Annotated in this window: 20 protein-coding genes; 5 read left to right on the forward strand and 15 right to left on the reverse strand. The window is 64.4% G+C overall.

What is annotated here, in order from left to right:
• Positions 1-331: 331 nt before the first annotated feature.
• The 5 genes from YP76_RS21345 to YP76_RS21365 form a co-directional block, all read right to left on the reverse strand.
• Positions 332-1516 carry an IS91 family transposase gene (locus tag YP76_RS21345; protein ID WP_046765621.1) on the reverse strand — a complete coding sequence of 395 codons (1185 nt, stop codon included), beginning with the start codon at positions 1514-1516 and terminating at the stop codon, positions 332-334.
• Positions 1517-1526: 10 nt separating this feature from the next.
• On the reverse strand, positions 1527-2399 hold the full coding sequence (locus YP76_RS21350) for a tyrosine-type recombinase/integrase (protein WP_046765622.1): 873 nt from the start codon (positions 2397-2399) through the stop codon (positions 1527-1529).
• A 222-nt stretch (positions 2400-2621) separates the two neighbouring features.
• Complete coding sequence (locus YP76_RS21355) at positions 2622-3041, reverse strand: hypothetical protein (protein WP_046765623.1); 420 nt, start codon at positions 3039-3041, stop codon at positions 2622-2624.
• A gap of 218 nt (positions 3042-3259) precedes the next feature.
• Complete coding sequence (locus YP76_RS21360) at positions 3260-3940, reverse strand: hypothetical protein (protein WP_046765624.1); 681 nt, start codon at positions 3938-3940, stop codon at positions 3260-3262.
• Between the two features lie 100 nt (positions 3941-4040).
• Positions 4041-5357 (reverse strand): S8 family serine peptidase, encoded by a 1317-nt coding sequence (locus YP76_RS21365; RefSeq protein WP_046765625.1) that lies wholly within the window; start codon positions 5355-5357, stop codon positions 4041-4043.
• 88 nt (positions 5358-5445) lie between these two features.
• Here YP76_RS21365 and YP76_RS21370 point away from each other — a divergent pair, with 88 nt between their 5' ends.
• Positions 5446-5934: an RNA polymerase sigma factor gene (locus YP76_RS21370; protein ID WP_046765626.1), complete on the forward strand. Its 489-nt coding sequence runs from the start codon at positions 5446-5448 to the stop codon at positions 5932-5934.
• Entirely contained in the window at positions 5931-6638 is a 708-nt protein-coding gene (locus YP76_RS21375) for an anti-sigma factor family protein (RefSeq protein WP_046765627.1), read from the forward strand. Before YP76_RS21370 ends, YP76_RS21375 begins: the two co-directional genes overlap by 4 nt.
• Before the next feature lie 76 nt (positions 6639-6714).
• Here the strand turns inward: YP76_RS21375 and YP76_RS21380 are convergent, their stop codons facing one another.
• The 5 genes from YP76_RS21380 to YP76_RS21400 all read right to left on the reverse strand — a co-directional run bounded on the left by YP76_RS21380 (position 6715) and on the right by YP76_RS21400 (position 10134).
• The gene (locus YP76_RS21380; protein WP_046765628.1) at positions 6715-7035 is read right to left on the reverse strand and encodes a hypothetical protein; all 321 of its coding nucleotides are present in this window, start codon (positions 7033-7035) and stop codon (positions 6715-6717) included.
• Positions 7036-7136: 101 nt separating this feature from the next.
• On the reverse strand, positions 7137-8513 hold the full coding sequence (locus YP76_RS21385) for an MATE family efflux transporter (protein ID WP_046765629.1): 1377 nt from the start codon (positions 8511-8513) through the stop codon (positions 7137-7139).
• Positions 8513-9442, reverse strand: a complete 930-nt coding sequence (locus YP76_RS21390) for a DUF808 domain-containing protein (RefSeq protein ID WP_046765630.1) — start codon at positions 9440-9442, stop codon at positions 8513-8515. The genes YP76_RS21385 and YP76_RS21390 overlap by 1 nt, the downstream gene beginning before the upstream one ends.
• 117 nt (positions 9443-9559) lie before the next feature.
• On the reverse strand, positions 9560-9805 hold the full coding sequence (locus YP76_RS21395) for a hypothetical protein (protein WP_046765631.1): 246 nt from the start codon (positions 9803-9805) through the stop codon (positions 9560-9562).
• On the reverse strand, positions 9802-10134 hold the full coding sequence (locus YP76_RS21400; RefSeq protein ID WP_046765632.1) for a hypothetical protein: 333 nt from the start codon (positions 10132-10134) through the stop codon (positions 9802-9804). Before YP76_RS21400 ends, YP76_RS21395 begins: the two co-directional genes overlap by 4 nt.
• Before the next feature lie 112 nt (positions 10135-10246).
• Here YP76_RS21400 and YP76_RS21405 point away from each other — a divergent pair, with 112 nt between their 5' ends.
• A complete protein-coding gene (locus YP76_RS21405) occupies positions 10247-10552 on the forward strand; it encodes a hypothetical protein (RefSeq protein WP_046765633.1) in 306 nt (101 codons plus the stop codon).
• A gap of 5 nt (positions 10553-10557) precedes the next feature.
• Here YP76_RS21405 and YP76_RS21410 read toward each other — a convergent pair whose 3' ends face one another.
• Both YP76_RS21410 and ygfZ read right to left on the reverse strand, forming a co-directional pair.
• The gene (locus tag YP76_RS21410) at positions 10558-11304 is read right to left on the reverse strand and encodes a glutaminyl-peptide cyclotransferase (protein WP_046765634.1); all 747 of its coding nucleotides are present in this window, start codon (positions 11302-11304) and stop codon (positions 10558-10560) included.
• Positions 11301-12038 carry a CAF17-like 4Fe-4S cluster assembly/insertion protein YgfZ gene (gene ygfZ / locus YP76_RS21415; RefSeq protein WP_046765635.1) on the reverse strand — a complete coding sequence of 246 codons (738 nt, stop codon included), beginning with the start codon at positions 12036-12038 and terminating at the stop codon, positions 11301-11303. The genes YP76_RS21410 and ygfZ overlap by 4 nt, the downstream gene beginning before the upstream one ends.
• Before the next feature lie 48 nt (positions 12039-12086).
• On the opposite strand from ygfZ, the gene YP76_RS21420 reads away from it, so the two are divergent.
• Positions 12087-13412 carry a dihydroorotase gene (locus YP76_RS21420; RefSeq protein ID WP_046765636.1) on the forward strand — a complete coding sequence of 442 codons (1326 nt, stop codon included), beginning with the start codon at positions 12087-12089 and terminating at the stop codon, positions 13410-13412.
• Here the strand turns inward: YP76_RS21420 and rarD are convergent.
• Both rarD and YP76_RS27955 read right to left on the reverse strand, forming a co-directional pair.
• Entirely contained in the window at positions 13409-14290 is an 882-nt protein-coding gene (gene rarD, locus YP76_RS21425; protein WP_157035855.1) for an EamA family transporter RarD, read from the reverse strand. The two genes, YP76_RS21420 and rarD, sit on opposite strands and share 4 nt — an antisense overlap.
• A gap of 17 nt (positions 14291-14307) precedes the next feature.
• Positions 14308-14529: a hypothetical protein gene (locus YP76_RS27955; protein ID WP_046765637.1), complete on the reverse strand. Its 222-nt coding sequence runs from the start codon at positions 14527-14529 to the stop codon at positions 14308-14310.
• Between the two features lie 157 nt (positions 14530-14686).
• Between YP76_RS27955 and YP76_RS21435 the strand changes: the two genes are divergently transcribed.
• The gene (locus tag YP76_RS21435) at positions 14687-15355 is read left to right on the forward strand and encodes a hypothetical protein (protein ID WP_046765638.1); all 669 of its coding nucleotides are present in this window, start codon (positions 14687-14689) and stop codon (positions 15353-15355) included.
• A 155-nt stretch (positions 15356-15510) separates the two neighbouring features.
• Here the strand turns inward: YP76_RS21435 and YP76_RS21440 are convergent, their stop codons facing one another.
• Positions 15511-18660, reverse strand: a complete 3150-nt coding sequence (locus YP76_RS21440; RefSeq protein WP_046765639.1) for an amidohydrolase family protein — start codon at positions 18658-18660, stop codon at positions 15511-15513.
• Positions 18661-18668: the final 8 nt, after the last annotated feature.

Consider the following 18668-nt stretch of genomic DNA (forward strand, 5'->3'; position numbering starts at 1 on the left):
AGACCTGGCCTCATGGCGCGGTGCGCGACCTCATTGAAGCCGGATTGAGCGCACTTGCTGACTGGGCAGATGCTATGGGATTAGTGGCTCCCGCCCTGGTTCTTGGGGAGGACTAGGCGGTCGCGAGATGATGTCCGTGCGGCTGCCCGCTGACGGAGGCCTGCTCGTGACGGCATGAAAGCGAATGCGGACAGCCGTTGCGTACGGGCCAAAGTTGAGCGGCAAGCAGCTTGATGTCGGTCCAGGCGGCGGATAACTGCGGGCCCCCTTGCGCCAGTCGGCTGCGTTGCCGTGGTGCGGTCATGATCAAGGTCAAGGAAATAGCGCTGGGTCATGGCCAGGCCGGCGGCCCGCGCGCTCGCCAAGTCGTATCGCGCGGCATTGTCGAGACGATCCGTAATGTCCCGCCGCAGCATGGACAGACGGTGGGGTCGAAATCGCGGCACCTGGGATGCGGCAAGGCGATGTCGTGGTCGGCCGCCGGCTGTGTTGCCACCAGCAGGGACCGGATCGTCGCAAGTCGGACGCGACGGCAGCCATTGGCGAGAAAACCGTAATGACGGATGCGATGGAAGCGGTCGGGCAGAGTGTGGAGCAGGAAGCGGCGCATAAATTCGTTGGCGGTCAGGGCCATAAGCTTTTGGGCATTGCCATGCCGATAGTCACGCCACCGGAAGGTGACGGTGGCATCGGCCATGCTGACGAGGCGGCTGTTGGTTATGGCGACGCGGTGGGTGTAGCGGCCCAAATAGGCAAGGACGTGCGCAGGAGATCCGAAGGGTGGCTTGGCGTAGACCACCCAGGACATCTTGCGCAGATGCCTGAGCGTGGCGGCGAAGGCGCGGCTGTCACTGAGATTGCCAAGCGCGCCGAAAAACTGCAGGCGCCCGGCCTCATGCGCTGCCTGTAGCCGCTCAATAAACAGTCGACGGAACAGACGCGAGAGCACGGGGATCGGCAGGAAGAAGCGCGGTCGACAGGCGATCCAATGGGAGCCGTCGGCCGACAGTGCGCCGCCCGGAACGAGGCAGTGGATATGCGGATGATGCGTGAGCGTCTGCCCCCAGGTGTGAAGAATGGCGATAAAACCGAGCTCACCGCCGAGATGCCTGGCGTCAGCGCCGATGGTCTTGAGTGTCTCGGCCACGGCGTCGAACAGGATGGCGTAGACCAGAGCCTTGTTCTGATAGGCGATCGCCGCAACCTCGGTCGGCACGGTGAATACGACGTGGAAATAGGGAACGGGCAGAAGGTCGGCTTCGCGCGCGGTCAGCCATCGCTCGCGCGCGATCCCCTGGCATTTTGGGCAGTGGCGATTGCGGCAGCTATTGTACGAGACCTGGCTATAGCCGCAGTTGTCGCAGGCCTCGACATGGCCACCCAGCGCCGGCGTGCGGCACAACTCGATCGCCGCCATGACGCGATGTTCGACGCGGCCAAGATGCCCGTCATGGGCAAGGCGGTAAGCAGGGCCATGGCGGCGGAATATATCCGCCACCTCCAACGCCGGTCGCATGGCGGCGCCCTCAGCTGGGTGGCACCACGTCCAGGTTGAGACGGTCGAGCGGGCTTTGCGTCGTGGCGATCGTGGTCGTCGCGACATGGGTGTAGCGCGCCGTCGTCGACAGCTGGTTGTGCCCGAGCAAGACCTGGATGATCCGGATATCCACCCCGCTCTCCAGCAGGTGCGTCGCGAAACTGTGCCTCAGCGTGTGGACGCTGACCCGCTTGGTCAATCCGGCCGCTTTGGTGGCTGACCGGCAGGCGGCGTGGAGACAGGTCGTGGTGATCGGCGTATCGGGGCTGCGTCCGGGGAACAGGAAATCCTGCGGGTGGGCAAGCCGCCAGTAAGTCCGCAGGATCGTGAGTAGCTGCGTTGAAAGCATGACCGTCCGATCTTTGGCGCCCTTGCCATGGCGAACCTGGATCACCATGCGGTCGCTGTCGATGTCCGCGACCTTCAGGCTCGCCGCTTCGGAGGCCCGCAATCCCGCAGCATAGGCGGTGGTCAGTGCGGCGCGCGCCTTCAGCGACGGCACCGCCTCCAGGAAGCGTACGACCTCGTCGGCACTGAGGATCGTCGGCAGCTTGCGAGGCGTGCGCGCGTAGACGATCCGTTCCGGTATCTCCGCCCGATCCAACGTGACGCCGTAAAAGAAACGCAGCGCACATACGATCTGGTTCAAGGAGCCCCAGGAGATACCCTGCGACACCAGATAGACCTGGAAGGCGCGGACATCCTCCAGCCCCAGGCGATCCGGCGACCGCCCGAAGTAGCGACTGAACTTGGTCACCGCGTGCAAATAGGACCGCTGAGTGGCGGGGGACAGGTTGCGCAAGCTCATGTCGTCGATCATACGACGGCGCAGCGGGCTGACCGTTACTGTGACGTCTGTCATGGGATGAACTCCTGGTGAGGGGTTGGTCTTCAGCAACCAAATCCTCCCACCAGGGGGTCATTCCCGCCAGCCTCCACGCGCCAGTCGAGCGTCAGCGAGTTCGTTCAATCCCTAAATGTCACTACAGCCCAGAGCGATTTCCAAGCGATCGGGATCGATTGCTGGTTGGGAATCGCGGCAAATAAAAGGCGGCGATCTGATTCAATCAGGTCGAAAACCGCTCTAGCTCCATTCGGTCTTGGTGTCGGCGCCCGGGGAGCGGGTGCGGAAACCCGGCCTCTTCGTCTCCACCGAAGGACGAAAGACGGCAGGCACCTGATAGCCTGGCTCAACGGGCCGCTCTGTGGGAGCTGGGTTCTTCACCGTTTCCGGATTGATCGGCGCATCGAGTTGAACACCGAACGCATGCCCCTTGCGCCAGGCAATGCGTCCTTCGGCGGGTGCGCAGTCCGGCAGGATGATGATGACATTGTCCCCCACCGTCAGGTCCAGTTCGCACCGTCCACCCACGCCGCGTTCGGAAACATCGCGGATCAATATGTCTATCTCGCCATAATGCGGGTGACGCATCCGCGCCTTCAACAGCCGACGCTGACGATCATGGAGCCGCTTCGACAGGAAATCGGGGTCGTTATCGGACATGAATGTCCTGCAAACTCTTCATCTGACGGCGCGGTAAGGCACCTATGGCGACCATGGTTCACAACAACTTACCTTTTTTGCCGGGACAGGGGAAGCCGGATGCGCTTAACCTCGTTTTATCAGGCAATTTATTGAGGAGGAAAGGCCGGCGATCCTCATCGGACCACCGGCCTTTCGGGTCAGGCGGTTGGGGCTGGCTGAAAGCCGGCTGCGGGGGGTTAGTCGGCCGCCTGATCCGAAGAGGAAGAACTGCTTGTCCCGGAAGCATGACCGTTGCCCGAAAGCTGGCCATTGAGACCCAGCGAAGCGGCACCCCCGGCCGAATTGGCAAGGCCGCTGGCGGTTCCCCCCGCGCTGCCCGATGCATTGCCCGCTGCAGAGCGCGCCCGGCCTGCGGCATCGGCAGCGCGTTCATGAGTGGCCCTGGTCGCTGCACCGGCCCGATCGCGGACATTGCCGGCGGCCGTCGTCGCACGATCCCGCACGGCGCCGGTAGTATCGGTCAGCTGTTCGCGCGCGCCGCCCACGGCATTCCGGACGTCGCCGGTGCCCAGCGTATCGGCGGTGAGACTACCACCGGCGGAGCCGCTCGCGGAGCCGGAGGCGTTGCCGCCATGGCTCTTGCCGTGCCGACTGACCGAACCGGCCGCCGATCCACTGGCATTGCCATGGCCCGAACCGCCAGCGCCGACATGACCGTTTTCAAGGTCGATGCTGCGATCGAGGCCGACGCCACCAGAACCGCCGAGCGTGCCGCCCAGCGAACCGCCGACCCCACCCAGCGTGCCGCCGAGGCCGCCGCCAAGCATGCCGCCGCCACCGCCCAGCAGTTGTGCGGAGGCAGGAGCCGCTGTCAGAGTGGCGAGAGCGGCAGTGGCAAGAAGGAATTGCATTTTCATCGATCGTCTCCTTGTTCGTTGTCGATCCGATGCTGGGACAACGGGAGAGCCGATCGATTTAATCCCGAGAGACCGGAAAAATATTATAAACTTCTGAAAATCAATCTATATTTCTGCACAAGCCGCAAATGATGCCCTTGCCCAACGCCTTGCCGCCAGGCTTCGCTTCGGCTGCCAGGGCGCCAAGGTCGCCCCTCGCAAAGAGACGGCCGGCGACCAGCGGTGCGGCAAAGCTGGTTCCCCGCACAGGCCCCTTGCCCCCGTCAGCTCGCGCTGCATTCATGTCCGCCCCCGGCGCCGCGAAATCGACGTGCCGTGCCCGCCCGGCTTCCGGCAACAGCCGTCCACGCCCGTCTATGCCCGTCACGGCAATGACGTCCGGATAGGAGGCGGGATAGGAAGGGGGGGCCGCGGGTCCGTCATTGCCGACCGCCGCCACCACCCTCACGCCCTTGTCACGCGCCAAGCGGATCGCGCCTGCCAGCAAGGGATTGTCCGGCCCCACCAGGCTCACCGTCACCACGCTCGCGCCGCGCGCGGCCATCCAACCCAGGGCCCGGACAATGGCAAAGGCCCCGCCGCCGGCCGGGTCGTCGCCATAGACATCGGCCGCCAGCAAAGGCACGCCGGGGGCTGCGCCACGCACGATTCCGGTGCCGCTGATGAGGGATGCGACCGCCGTTCCATGCGCGCTGGCACGCGGGGCGCCGCGGGCGAAGCCTTGCTGCTCGACGGGACCGCTCAGTGCCGGGTGCCTGGCCACCCCGCCGTCGATCAGGCCCGCGCTTCTGCCGTGCACCGGGCCATTTTCGGCGAGTGCCGCCGTTGATGTCGCGATCGACTGGGCCCATGCCGGGCCGCTTGGAACATAAATATTGTCCGCGCTCGCTTCGGCTTCGGGGGCGATGGATCGCACTTGCTTCAAGGCGCATGACAGGCTTTGTCCCTTCGGTATCGTGAGCCGCGCGACGTTCAGATCCAGTCCTTCGACGGTCGCATTGTCCACGCCATATCCGGCGGCCCGCAATGCCTCCATGCTCCGCGCCTTGGCGCCGGTCAGCAGGATAAGGCCGCGCCGCGCCGGTTCATGGCGGTCGTCCAATTCGATCGAATCCCCATGTTGCCGCAGCAGGTTTCCGATCCGCGCGGCCCGAGCCGCAACCAGCCGGTCGGTCAGCCTTACCGGAGACAGCCGGTCCAGTCCCCCTTGGTCCAGCGTGCCTTCCACCCTGTCCAATATGCCGGGCACGACGCCGCCAACCTGTCCCAGGGAGGTGCCGGGTGACGGCAATAACTGTGCCTGCGCGCCTGGCGCGCTCAGCAGCAGACCGGCAACGATCCAGGGGCGTGCGAATCTCATCTCGATCTCTTTACCATCGGCGTCTTTTCCGGTCCTTTCGCGTTCAAAATGATTCATCGTGAGAAAATTTCCGATACAAATGTCCATCAGGGATGAAACGGTCGACCGCCGTCGTTTCATCCCTGGGACAAGACATGGAGACCGGATGTCGTTCGAAAGCGATCTGTTGGCGATTCTGCCCCGGCTGCGACGCTTTGCCGCCAGCCTGTCGCGGGACCGTGCCGATGGCGACGACCTGTGCCAGGCGGCGTTGGAAAAGGCGCTGCGGGCACGCGATCAATGGCAGCCGGGAACGAGACTGGATAGCTGGATGTATCGGATCATGCGCAATCTCTGGATCGACGAGGGCCGTTCGCGGCAACGCGCCGCCCGGACCTTTGCGCCGGAGGAAGCCGGCGAGCATGTAGGCCATGCCGGCGACCGCGATATGGAGGCGCATGTCATGCTCTCCGATGTCGATCGCGCGATGCATGCCCTGCCGGATGAGCAGCGCGAAGCCATCGCGCTCGTGCTGGTAGAGGGGCTGTCGTACAAGGAAGCGGCCGAAGTGCTGGGCGTTCCGATGGGGACGCTGACCTCGCGGCTGGTACGCGGGCGCGGCGCCCTGATCGAATTGCTGGGGGAAGCGGCATGACGGATATCGATGAAGCCTTGCTGATCGCCTTGGTTGATGGCGAACTGGACGAAGTGACGCGTCGGCGCGTCGAGCGCGCTGTGGCGGACGATCCGGCACTGGCCGAGCGGGTGGAGATGCATCGCCGTCTGCGCGAGCGATTGTCTGATCATTACGCGCCGATCGAGATGGAACCGGTGCCTGCCGGAATGCGGGCGTTGCTGAACGAAAGTGGGAAGATCGTCCCGCTTGCCCGGCCGGCGGCGTCGCGCTGGCGTTCTTGGAGCATGGGCGGAGCGATCGCGGCAAGCCTGGTGTTCGGGCTGGTGTCGGGGCTGGGCATCGGTCATTTGTCGAACCGTCCTGACGGACCGGTCGCGATCGAAAACGGGGCGATGATGGCCCAGGGCGCGCTCGCTTCTGCGCTCGATACCCAATTGGCTTCCGCGCAAGCGGACGCGCCGATCCGTATCGGTCTTAGCTTCCGGCGCAAGGGCGGTGGCTGGTGCCGCAGCTTCCAGGGGCAGGCGGTTTCCGGCGTGGCCTGCCGGGAAGGAGAAGGCTGGCAGGTGCAGCAGCTGGTGCCGGGGGCGGGGCAGGGAACCGCCTATCGTCAGGCTTCGTCCGGCGATGCACAGGTCATGGCGACGATCGATGCCCTGATTATGGGCGATCCCGCCGACGCAGCGCAGGAAAGTGCGGCCAAGAGCGGAGGGTGGCGCTAAATAAGGAAAGGGCGGCCCCATCGGGCCGCCCTCTTTTCGTCCGGCGATCGTCGAGCCCGATCTTGAGGCCCGATCTTCAGGCCGCTGCGCTCTCCGGCTCGATCGCAAAGAGGGTCACGCCCTTATATTTGGTGTCGCTCTGATCGTAGAGGCCATGCATCGCCTCGAACGTTTCATCGATCAGGCTGATATCGTTGAGGCCCGCCAGCTTGAAGGTGCCGAGTTTCAATTCGCGCGGCGGCCGTCCGTCGCGCTCGATCGTCACGGCGTCGATGAACATCTCGTCATGCCGGGTGTAGAGGATATGCGGAGCCAGCTTCACGACCATCTTGTTATAGGTCGCCATCAGGCATTTCTGGAGCGCGATCGCTTCGAAAAAGGTGGTCGGATTGCTCATAACCTGATTTTCATTACTCATTCGGAGCGTGGGTTCAATTGCTTTGTGCGTCGCACCATGAATGTGTGGTGCAACTTGGCCTGTTTTCGGGACGAAGGGCATCAGATGCCTCGCGGTCGCGATAGCAGATGCAGCCTTTCCCGCCAGGTCCAGCGGATGACCAGAGACAACGCCACGGCTCCCAGCCCGCTCGCCAGTCCCAGCCAGATACCAAGGCCCTGTAATTTCAGTGGAAAGGCCAGGATGACGCCAACGCCGATGCCGATCACCCAATAGCCGACCAGCGCGAAGATCATCGGCACGCGGGTATCCTGAATGCCGCGCAGGACGCCAGCGCCGACCGCCTGCGCGGCATCGACCAGCTGGAACAACGCCGCCACACCCAGGAATCCCACCGCCAGCGATGCGGTGCGCCCATTGGCCGGATCATCAAGGTCGAGGAAGGCGGAAATCAGCGTCCTTGGCATGGCGATCAAAATCGATGCCGCCATCAGGGCAAAGCCCGTGCCGATCGCCAGCGCCAACCACCCCGCGCGGCCGATGGCTTCGCGATCCTTCTTCCCATAGGCCAGGCCGACGCGGACTGTGGCTGCCTGGCCTATTCCCATGGGGACCATGAACACCAGCGCCGCGATCTGGATCGCCACCGCATGGGCCGCCAGCGAATCGCGGTCGATCAGCCCCATCAGAAAGGCCGAGGCATTGAACACCGTCGTTTCCAACCCCAGCGTGATCGCGATCGGCAGGCCCAGCGCCCAGACCGCCCGATACCGTTCGCGATCCCGCGTCCAGAAGCGTCCCAGCAGCCGGTAGCGGCGAAAATGCCGGTCGATCAGGATGACGCCCAGCAATCCCAGGAACAGGAAGGAGGAGGAGAGGGTGCTGGCGATGCCCGCGCCCAGCAGGCCGAGCGCCGGAAAGCCCAGATGGCCGAATATCAGTGTCCAGCCCGCCAGCACGTTGAACGGAATGGCACAGACCATGACGATCAGTCCCCAGACGGGCCGTTCCAGCGCCGAGATGAAGTTTCGCAGCGTCGTGAAGCCCAGAAAGGGCAGCAGAGCCCATTGCAGCCCGCGCATCAGTTCGCCGGCCTGCCGTGCGAGGTCCGCCTCCTGGCCCATCGCCAGCAATATCGCCTCGCTCTCCCACAGCAGGGCCCAGGCCGGCAGCACGAACAGCGCCGCCGCACGCAGCGTCTGGTGTACGGTCCGCCGGACGTCGCGCACCGAATGGCGACGGCGCCCGCGCTCCGTGGCGATCAGTGGCGCCGCCGCCGTGACCAATCCCATGCCGAAGATCAGGAGCGCGTTGAACAGGTTGATCGCCAGCGCGCCTGAGGCGACCGCATTGGCTCCCAGCCGCCCGAGCAGCAGCAGGTCGGTCGCCGCGATCCCGGCCCAGGCGATATTGCCCGCGATCATCGGCAGGGCAAGCGCGGTCAGCGCTCCCGCTTCAAGGCGCCAGGGCGATGCCATCAATGTTTCTTGAAAAGGTGCAGCACCGCCACGACGATGCCACCGACGACCAGCCCGACCAGCGCTCCGCCAATGGCATTCACCAGCCAGTCGGCAAAGGGACCGACAGCCGGAGCCGCATGGGCCGCACCTTCCGCGACATGATGGATCGTGCCGGGGATCGCATCCCAATGGAACTCGTGCAGGCCATGGACGATCAGCCCGCCGCCGACCCACAGCATCGCCGCGGTGCCGACCGCGCCCAATATCGTCATCAGCACGGGCATCGCCTTCACCATCGCGCGGCCCAGCGCTTTCACGCCTGCCGAATGGCGCTTGGCGAGATGCAGGCCGATATCGTCCATCTTCACGATGAAGCCCACCACGCCATAGACGCCCGCCGTGATCAGGATGGCGACGACCACCAGGATGATCGCCTGTTCCCAGATCGGTTCGCTGGCCACCGTGCCCAGTGCGATCGCCATGATCTCGCCCGACAGGATGAAGTCGGTGCGGATCGCGCCCGATACCTTCTGATCTTCCAGGTCCCGCGAGCTGTGCGTGGTCAGCGCATCTTCCGCCACGTCATGGCCGCCCTGCACCGCCTCCAGCAGTTTCTCGACCGCTTCGAAGCAGAGGAAGGCACCGCCCAGCATCAGCAGCGGCGGCAGCAGCCATGGCGCGAAGGCGCTGAGCACCAGCGCCGCGGGCAACAGGAACAGCAGCTTGTTGCGCAGAGATCCCTTGGCGATCTTCCAGATGATCGGCAGTTCGCGGTCGGGCGTCAGGCCCATGACATAGCGCGGCGTGACGGCCGTATCGTCGATCACCACGCCCGCAGCCTTCGTCCCCGCCTTACCTGCGGCGGCGGCGACATCGTCCAGTGAACTGGCGGCAAGCTTTGCAATTCCCGCTACGTCATCCAGTAGCGCGATCAGACCCGAAGGCATTGAATCCGTTCCCCTGTTGGCACCGAAATGGTGCCGGAAGCCGTCTCATAGAGAGGGGGGCGGGGAGGGGCAATGCTCCAGCCCCGATCCATCGGAAGCGCAAAGCCCGGATATGGCTCAATGCAATCCGCGGTAATTGCCCGGCGGATCGCTGGCGGGGAAGCTCTCATCGACTTGCTCGTCGACAAGGTCCCAATCCTTGGCGCTGATATGCTGCTCGGCCGGTCCCGCATCCCGCACCGGACCCGAGGAAAGAACGGGTGCCCAATCCTCTTCCCCGCGCTTGGCCTGCCATTCCTTCCAGCCTTTCCACGCAGCCGCGCCCAATCCCGTCAGGAAGGCGAGTTTCAGTAGCCCCTTCATTTCGGTTTCTCCTCTGATCGATGTAGATGAACCCAATCCGCGCGATTGCCGCCGACGCTGTCGGGCGGCAGGGCGATTTCTCCTTCTTCGTCGGTTCCCGCGGGCGGTTCGCCCGCCTGCGATCCGGGGGCGACCGCCCATCGCTCGCGCAGGGCGGCGTCGATCATCGCGTCCCATATGCGCGCGTCGCCGACCTCCCGCATGGTGTCGTCCGGGCTTTTCAGCAGGGCAAGCAGGCTGGCGGCATCTTCGACATGATCCTGCCAGCTATCTGAATCGCCGGGGGCCAGGTGACGGGCCAGCCGTTCGATGAGGGGACGCTGTTCCATGCGCCATTGAACGCTGCTCGGGTCGCTCTGTTCCGCAATTCATAACGCCTGCGCAGCGGTATGAACGCCGCGGCATTCTGGTCGTTGGAGATGGAAGAAAGGAGAAGCCATCATGCCCCAAGGCGACAAGAGCGGCTATTCCACCAAGCAGAAGCGCAAGGCCGAACATGTAGAGGAAGGCTATGAGGATCGCGGCGTTTCGCACGAGGAAGCAGAACGGCGGGCCTGGGCGACCGTCAACAAGGAATCGGGCGGCGGCAACAAATCCGGTTCCGGACGCGGCAAGCCCGACACCCATGTCTCCTCGCACAAGGGCGGGCGAAAGGGCGGCGCGGCTTCAGCCCGCCGACCGGCGGCGGATCGGTCGGCTGCGGCGAAGAAGGGATGGGAAACCCGCCGGAAAAAGGCGCATGGCTGACGGGATCAGTGCACGACCCTGATCTCGAACAGCTTTGCCCAGTTCTTGCCGGTCACGAACAGGCGGTCGGCCTTGGCATCATAGGCGATGCCATTGGCCACCGCCTCGCTGTCGCTCGCGCCGCTGGTCTTGATGAGCGGTGCGATATCAAGCCAGTCGATGACGGCGCCCGTGCGCGGATCGATCCGGGCGATATGGCTGTCGTACCAGATATTGGCCCATATCTCGCCCTTCACATATTCCAGTTCGTTGAGCCGCTCGACCGGACGGCCATTCCAGGTCACGGTGATGCGCCTCTGCTCGGTGAGCTTTTCGGGATCGAGGAAACGCAATTGCGCGGAACCGTCGCTCATGATGAGGCTGCGGCCATCCTGCGTCAGGCCCCAGCCTTCCCCCTCATAGCGGAAGTCGGAAACGGGTGAGAAATCGTCGAGTTTCCAGACGAAGCCCTGCCGATGCCGCCATGTGAGGCTGATCAACCGGTCCTTCCAGTTGACGATGCCCTCGCCGAAATAGGGACGGGGGATGATGCGTCGCGCGATCGTCCGGCCGGTCTTGAGATCGACCTTGCGGATGTCCGATTGCCCCTCCAGCCCTGTACTCTCATAGAGCGCGCCGTCGTGGAAGAAGAGGCCCTCGGTAAAGGCGCCCGGATCGTGGGGGTAGCTCTTGACCAGCTTCCACCGCGTCTCGGCTTGCGCGGGACCGGCCAGCAGCAACGCGCCCAGAAGCGCGACGGCGAGGCGCTTCATTCGGCGGCCTGCTCCGCGATCGCGCCGGCAAGCCAGCCGGGGAGGGTGGCGGGGGCCATATCCTCGACCCGGCGCAACTCGATGGACAGGCCGAGATCCGGCAATGCGGCCTTCTGGCGCTTTTCATCGGCCTCGGCCAAGGGCACCGCGACCAGTCGCCGGTTCACCTTGTTGCGATAATGCATGCGGGCGGTGTTTTCCTGCCCGATATAGCAGCCCTTGTCATAATCGACGCCGCACAATTCCGCGGCATTGGTTTCCAGCCACAAAATCTGGTCCTGCCCCAATTCGCCCATGCCCTCGAATACGCCCAGCGCCAGCCGGTGTGCACGGAAACCCGTCGACGCATCGCCATCGTCGGCTGGCGCGATCCACCGATGGCCGAGGGCGTCGAGGCGCGGATCGAGGGGCTTGTCCTCCGCGTCTAGGGCCCAATGCACGGCCAGACCTTCCTCCTTCACTATGGCGACCTTCCGCCGCAACCGGTAGATCGTCAGCCTTTTGGCCAGGGCCTCGGCCTGCGCGCCCTCGCAATCGATCAATATATCTTCGCCATCGGCCCAGAGGATGAAATCGAACAGCGCCTTGCCCTGCGGCGTCAGCAAGGCCGTCCAGCGGGGTTCATCCGCTTTCAACCCCAACACGTCGCGGGTCAGCAAGCCCTGGAGGAAGGGTTTTGCATCGTCGCCGGAAATTCTGAGGATCGCGCGGTCGCTGAGGGTGGTGCCAGTCATCGGCTTTAGGTAGGACACTCCCCAACCATATCCAAGCGGTGAACTGACATGACCTTCGACCTCATCCTCAAGAACGGCACGGTCCACACTCCCGGCGGCGCGGAAAGCGTCGATGTCGGCGTGCGCGGCGGCAGGATCGCCGCCATCGGCACGGTTCTGGGCGATGCGGGGACCGTGATCGACTGCACGGGACTCGACGTCCTGCCGGGCTGTATCGACAGCCAGGTCCATTTCCGCGAACCGGGACTGGAGCATAAGGAAGACCTCGAATCGGGCAGCCGTGCGGCAGTGCTGGGCGGGGTGACGGCGGTGTTCGAAATGCCCAACACCAACCCCAATACCGACACGGCCGAACGCGTTCACGACAAGCTTGCCCGCGCCCATCATCGCATGTGGTGCGACCATGCCTTCTATGTCGGCGCCACCGCCGACAATGCCGAGCAACTCAGGGAGCTGGAACGCATCCCCGGCACCTCGGGCGTCAAGATCTTCATGGGTGCCTCGACCGGAAGCCTGCTGGTGGACGATGACGGAGCGCTGTCCCGCGTCCTTGCAAGCGGCACCCGCCGCGTCGCCATCCATGCGGAGGACGAGGCGCGCATGAACGCCCGCAAGGATCTGCGGGTGGAGGGTGATCCATCCTCCCATCCCGTCTGGCGCGACGATGAAAGCGCCATGATCGCGACGAAGCGCATCATCGACCTTGCCCGCAAGGCTCGCCGCCGTATCCACATCCTGCACGTCACCACGCCCGCCGAACTGCAATATATCGGCCAGCACAAGGACATCGCGACCTGCGAGGTGACGCCGCAGCATTTGACCCTCGCAGCCGAGGACGCCTATCCGCGCCTTGGCACCTATGCGCAGATGAACCCGCCGATCCGCTCTCAGGCGCATCGCGACGGCCTGTGGCATTGGCTGAATCAGGGCGTGCCCGATGTGCTGGGCAGCGATCATGCACCGCATACGATCGAGGAAAAGGCGAAGGCCTATCCCGCATCGCCCAGCGGCATGCCCGGCGTCCAGACGCTGGTGCCGCTGTTGCTCAACCATGTGGCGGAAGGGCGCCTGTCGTTGCGCCGTTTCATCGAACTGACCTCTTCCGGGCCGCAGCGCGTGTTCGGGCTGACGGGCAAGGGCCGCATCGCGCTCGGTTATGACGCCGATTTCACCGTGGTCGACCTCAAGAAGCGCTGGACGGTCGGGCGCGACTGGCTCGCCTCCCGCTGCGACTGGTCGCCCTTCGAGGGGATGGACCTCACCGGCAAGGCGGTCGGCACCATCATTCGCGGCCATCGCGTGATGTGGGAAGACACGCTCGCCAATGAAGCGATCGGCGAACCTGTCCGCTTCGAGGCCACCGAGTTCGTTTAAGCCGTCGCCAGCCGATTGCGGCGGGCGGCGTTCAGGCTGTCCGCCGCGAACAGGATCAGGCCCAGCCAGATCAGCCCGAAGCTCATCAACTGTCCCTGCGACAGCTTTTCCCCAAACAGCAGGATGCCCGACAGGAATTGGAGCGTCGGCGCGACATATTGGATCAGCCCCAGCGTCGTCATCGGCAACCGCTGGGCCGCCGTCGCGAAGAGGATCAGCGGCACGGTCGTGACGGCGCCGCTGAGGATCAGCAGGATCGTCGTTCCATCGTCGCTACCTAATGCCGACCCGCCATGGCCCGACAGCCAGAGGAAATAGGCGAGGGCGAACGGCGCCAGCAGCAGCGTTTCCGCGCCCAGGCCCGTCATCGGCGGCACCGGGGTCAGCTTCCGGATCAGACCATATATCGCGAAGGTCAACGCCAATGCCGCGCTGATCCACAAGGTCGTAAGCGCCGATGCCGCCATGATCGTGACCCCTGCGGCGGCGATCGCGATGGCCGCGACCTGTCCGCGCCGCAGCCTTTCCTTGAGGACGATCACGCCCAGCCCGACATTGACCAGCGGGTTGAGGAAATAGCCCAGGCTCGCCGCGATGACATGGCCGTTGTTCACCGCCCAGATATAGGTCAGCCAGTTCGCGCCGATCAGCATGGCCGAAGCGCTGAGCGGCAGCATCAGACGGGGATTGCGCAACAGGGCGAACAGCGCGGGCAACCCGCTCCTCATGCCGAGCAGGCTCAGGATCAGGATCAGCGACCAAAGCACCCGCTGTGCGACGATTTCGACTGGCGCGACATGGTGCAGCATCCGGAAGAAGATCGGCAACAGTCCCCAAAGGCTATAGGCGCCCAGTGCGGTCAGCAGGCCGGTGCGCATCCAGGCAGCATCCTTGGTCAGAATATCCCTCCTCCCAGGAACAGCCGTAGCGCGCCGAAACCCGCAACGATCAGGCAGAAATTGCGTCCGCCGGTCTTGGCGGAGAAGAGGCCGACAAAGGCCCCAAACAGCGCCACCGGCACCAGCAGCCAGTTCAGCGCGCCCAGCAAGGGGAACACCGCCGGGATCATGCAGATCAGCGTGGCAAGTCCGATCAGGGCCGACAAAATGTTGAACATGCCGCACAAATGGCGTTTTCATGTCGTTGCGGCAAGCGGAGGGGTGATGCCAGTTGACGGAGAATGGCCCCGCCCCAAAAAAGGCGGGGATTCACCAAAATACCTAACGGAAAATTAACCTCTGTTCTTCATCCCTTGTTTACGAAGGAGTGAAGCCATGGCGTCCGTTCGATCTTTCTGCATGCTCGCGTTCGTTCTCGCCCTGCCGCTCGGTGGTTGTGGCAAGGGGGAAAAGGACGCCGACCTGAATGCGCTGGACAATGCGCTGACCGGCAATGTGGCGGAAGGGACAGTGATCGGGGAGCCGGAAGCCAGGCTGCCCCTGTTGAAGGGCGATGCGGCAAAGGCGCTGGCGCAATCGGTGAAGCTCGCCGGCGGCAAGCTGCTCGCCACGCCGGCCGCGAAGCAAAGCGAAGCGCCCGAGCCGGCGGACGGCCTGGCCGCCGTCGCCCGTGAGCAGCACAAGCCGGGCGGCAACGCGTTTTGCCGTGAACAATTGGTCTATGGCGCACAATGGGCCAGCCGTCTGCCCGAACCCTTCACCCTCTATCCGGGCGCGCAGCTCACCGAAGCGGCGGGCGCGGAGAAAAACGGCTGCACCCTGCGCGCCGCGACCTTCGTGACGCCGGTGCCGCGCCAGAGCGTGATGGACTTCTACTATACCCAGGCCCGCCGTGCCGGCTTCGATGCCGAGCATAAGGTCATGGGCGCCGACCATGTGCTGGGCGGCACGCGCAAGGATGACGGGAGTGCCTATCTGCTGCTCTTCTCGGACGCACCGGGTGGCAAGACCAGCGTGGATGTGATCGCCGATAACGGGCGCTGAATTCCCTTTTGTCGCCGAACCGGCGGCATTGGCTGAATTACCACGTTCCTCCTTAGAGCGCGCTGCGCCAAATCGTACGCGAGCCGCACGCTCTAAGCTTTTGTTATCGCATCGCTTTAAGCGCAAAACCGGTTCCCACTTTTGCGCACGATGCTCTAGACATGCGCCACGGCATGTCCCGCGCAACAGGCTGCACGGCTGGATTCCACATATTCCGCCGCATGCCACCAGAAATGCTGATGCGCATGGGCGAGGGGAGGCAGTATCGGCGTCATATCCGCTTGAGGCTTTGCGCTCACGAAGGGCGCCATCAGTTGCTCCGGCGTATGGACGACGCCGTTGGCGATGACCTTCCTCACGTTCGCGACCGCGTTCACATCCTTCAGCGGGTCGCCGTCGACCAGGATCATGTCGGCCAGCATGCCGCGTTCGATCCGCCCGACCGGCTCGCCCAGAAACTCGCCCGACCGGCGCGTCGTCATCATCAGCGCCTCATACGGTGAAATCCCATACCGCACCATGCCCCGCAGGTTGAGATGCAGGCTGATCGCGGTCAGGTCGATCGGCGCGTCAGTGCCCGAAATCGGATGCCAGCCGGCCGCCAGCATCAGTTTGATCTGTTGCACCTGCCGTTCCAGTGAGGCAAGCATCGGCTTGCCACCGTCGCCCGTCATGGCCTTTATCCGCGCCAGCAGCTTTTCATATTCCCAGGCGGGATACAGCGTCCTGATCCGCTCATCCTGCGCGAAACCGCTATCTTCGCCCAGCAAGGCGGTCGCCGCGAACAGCGTCGGTGTCCGTCCGGCCCGGGCCGCCGCGAATAGATCGGCGACGTCATGATAGCCGCCACCCAGCGAGGTGATGGTGCGCGAATAGCCATAGCGGTTGGTGGCGCCGGTATGTTCCATGCAGTCCATGCCGCTATGCAGGGCGGGATAGTGATAATGGGACGAAAGATGCATCCCCATGCGATGGGCCTCGTCCACGACCTGCTTCTGCACGTCATGGCGAAGGCGCACATAGGTCTTCACCATGTCGTAATCGAGCGCGCGTGCCCGTTCCAGTTCCAGCGCCATCTGCCCCGGTTCGGTGACGGGCCGCATGAAATTGTAGAAGATGCGCCCGCCGTCGATCGCCTCTCCAGTGGCATAGTGCCGCGCCGCAATCCGCTTGCCGCTCTGGATCGCTTCCCTGTCCTCGACCATATGATAGGCCGGGCAGCCCGGCGAACGGGTCGCCGTCACGCCCATCGCCAGCCACAGTCGGCCCATGCGGTCGCCATAGCCATAGCCCGCCATCTGGCGGTGTGTGTGCATGTCGATCAGGCCGGGCATGAGCGTCAGGGCGCCATCGTCCACCAGTTTCGCATTGGCGTCCGACGGCGCCCGGCCGTCATGGGGCGTGATCGCGGCAATCTGGTTGCCGTCGATCACCACGTCCACGCCCGTCCGGTAATCGGCGGACATGGCGTCCCAGACTTTGCCAGCCCTGATGATGGTGCGACCCGAAGGCTTGGCATTGGACCAGTTGAGACGGCACGGCACAGTCTGCGCCACACCTCCCGAAATCGATACCAGCCGCAATTTTCCGTTGCTGAGGTAGAGCAGTTTTCGCGAATCCCCGCTCCAACTGGGGGCGTCGGTGACTTCGGTCGTGATCTGGCGCGGCGCTCCGGCAAAGCTGCCGTCTTCCTTCACCGGCACGACCCAGAGCGTGCTGGCGAAGACATAGGCCATCCACTGGCCGTCGGGCGACCAGACCGGCCCGTCATGCCCGCGCACGCCCATCGACTTGCCTTCCGCTACCGCCTGGTAACGTCCCTTGCCCGTTGTCAGATCGACGGTCAGGATCTGGCTCGCGCCCTCGCGGTAGCGGCCCGTCACCGGTTTGAAGGCCGCGTAGGCGATGGTCTTGCCGTCCGGTCCGAAGCTCGGCCGTCCCGGCTCCCACAGAGCATCGAAGACCTTGCGCACCGTCCCGCTCGCCACGTCGACGCTGTGGAGCGCTCCCTCCTGATCGAGAAAGGCGATCAGCTTTGCGTCCTGCGACCAACTGCCCCAGGCGACCGCCTTGCCTGGGATGTTGGTGAGTTGCCGTTCCCTGCCCGTCGCCAGATCGTGCAGCCACAGGTCCAGCGTCCCGCCCCGGTCGGAAGAATAGGCGATGGTCCTGCCATCGGGCGACCAGGCCGGATCGCATTTATGATAGGGATCGCCGATCAGCTTCTTCGGCGATCCGCCGATGGGCATGACGTAGATATCATTGAGCGCGGCGAAGACGATGCTCTTCCCATCGGGCGACAGCATCGGCGCGGCGATGCCCACGACCGGCCGAGACGCTGTCGAGGTGAAATCGCGCGTCTTCTTCCGGTAATCGGGCGTCGTCACCGGTACGCTGGTCTTGAAGGGCAGGACGGTCGCCTGGCCATCCTTCAGCTTGCGGATCTTGCCGTTCGATCCGTAGAGGATCGCGCCATCGCTGGTGAAAGCGGGACGGAAGGGATAGAGGTCCTCGCCCGTGACGATATCCTGGCCGCCCCGGACCAGCGTCAGCGAACCGGGCAACTGCCGGGTATAGAGGATCGTCCCGTTGGGTGCGAAAGCGGGTGCCATAATCGCGGCGGCGTTGAAACGGTCGGTGGAGAGCGGAACGGAAGCGATTTCCGTTGTCGCCCCGCTTGCCACATCGGCCTTGATCAGCTTCGTGCCGCCAGCGACATAGGCGATCGCCTTGCCGTCAGGCGACCATGTAGGTTCACTGTCGTTGGTGGTGCCTTTCGAAAAAGGCGTTACCTCACCGCTCGCCACATCCAGCAGATAGATGGCGTATCGGCCCCCGGCCCGGTCGCTGGAGAAGGCGATGGTCCTGCCGTCGGGCGACCAGCGCGGCTCCCGGTCGTCGAGCAATCCGTCCGTATGCTGGCGCAGGTCGCCCCCTTCGGCTGCCACCGACCAGATATGGAAATTGCCCGACCGATAGGATTGGAAGGCGATCCGCTTGCCGTCGGGCGACCAGTCGGGCTGGGCGAGGTCGTCGAAGTCGCCGGTCAACCGGGTGAGCGTGCCGCCCTCGACCGGCAGCGTCCACAATATGCCGAGCAGGTCGAAGGCGATGCGGCTGCCGTCGGGCGAGAGGGCCAGGGCGACATTGGTGCAATCCTCGACGGTCACCACCGTCTCCTTGCCCGCCGCCGGAGCGCCATTCGCCTTGCCTTGCGCCAGCGATCCGGCACTGCCGGCCGCAAGCAGTCCGATCCCGCCCGCCGCGAGAGCTTCGCGGCGGTTCACCTTCAATCGACCCGTCATGCGCTTGC

This window comes from Sphingobium chungbukense (genome assembly GCF_001005725.1).
Taxonomy (GTDB): domain Bacteria; phylum Pseudomonadota; class Alphaproteobacteria; order Sphingomonadales; family Sphingomonadaceae; genus Sphingobium; species Sphingobium chungbukense.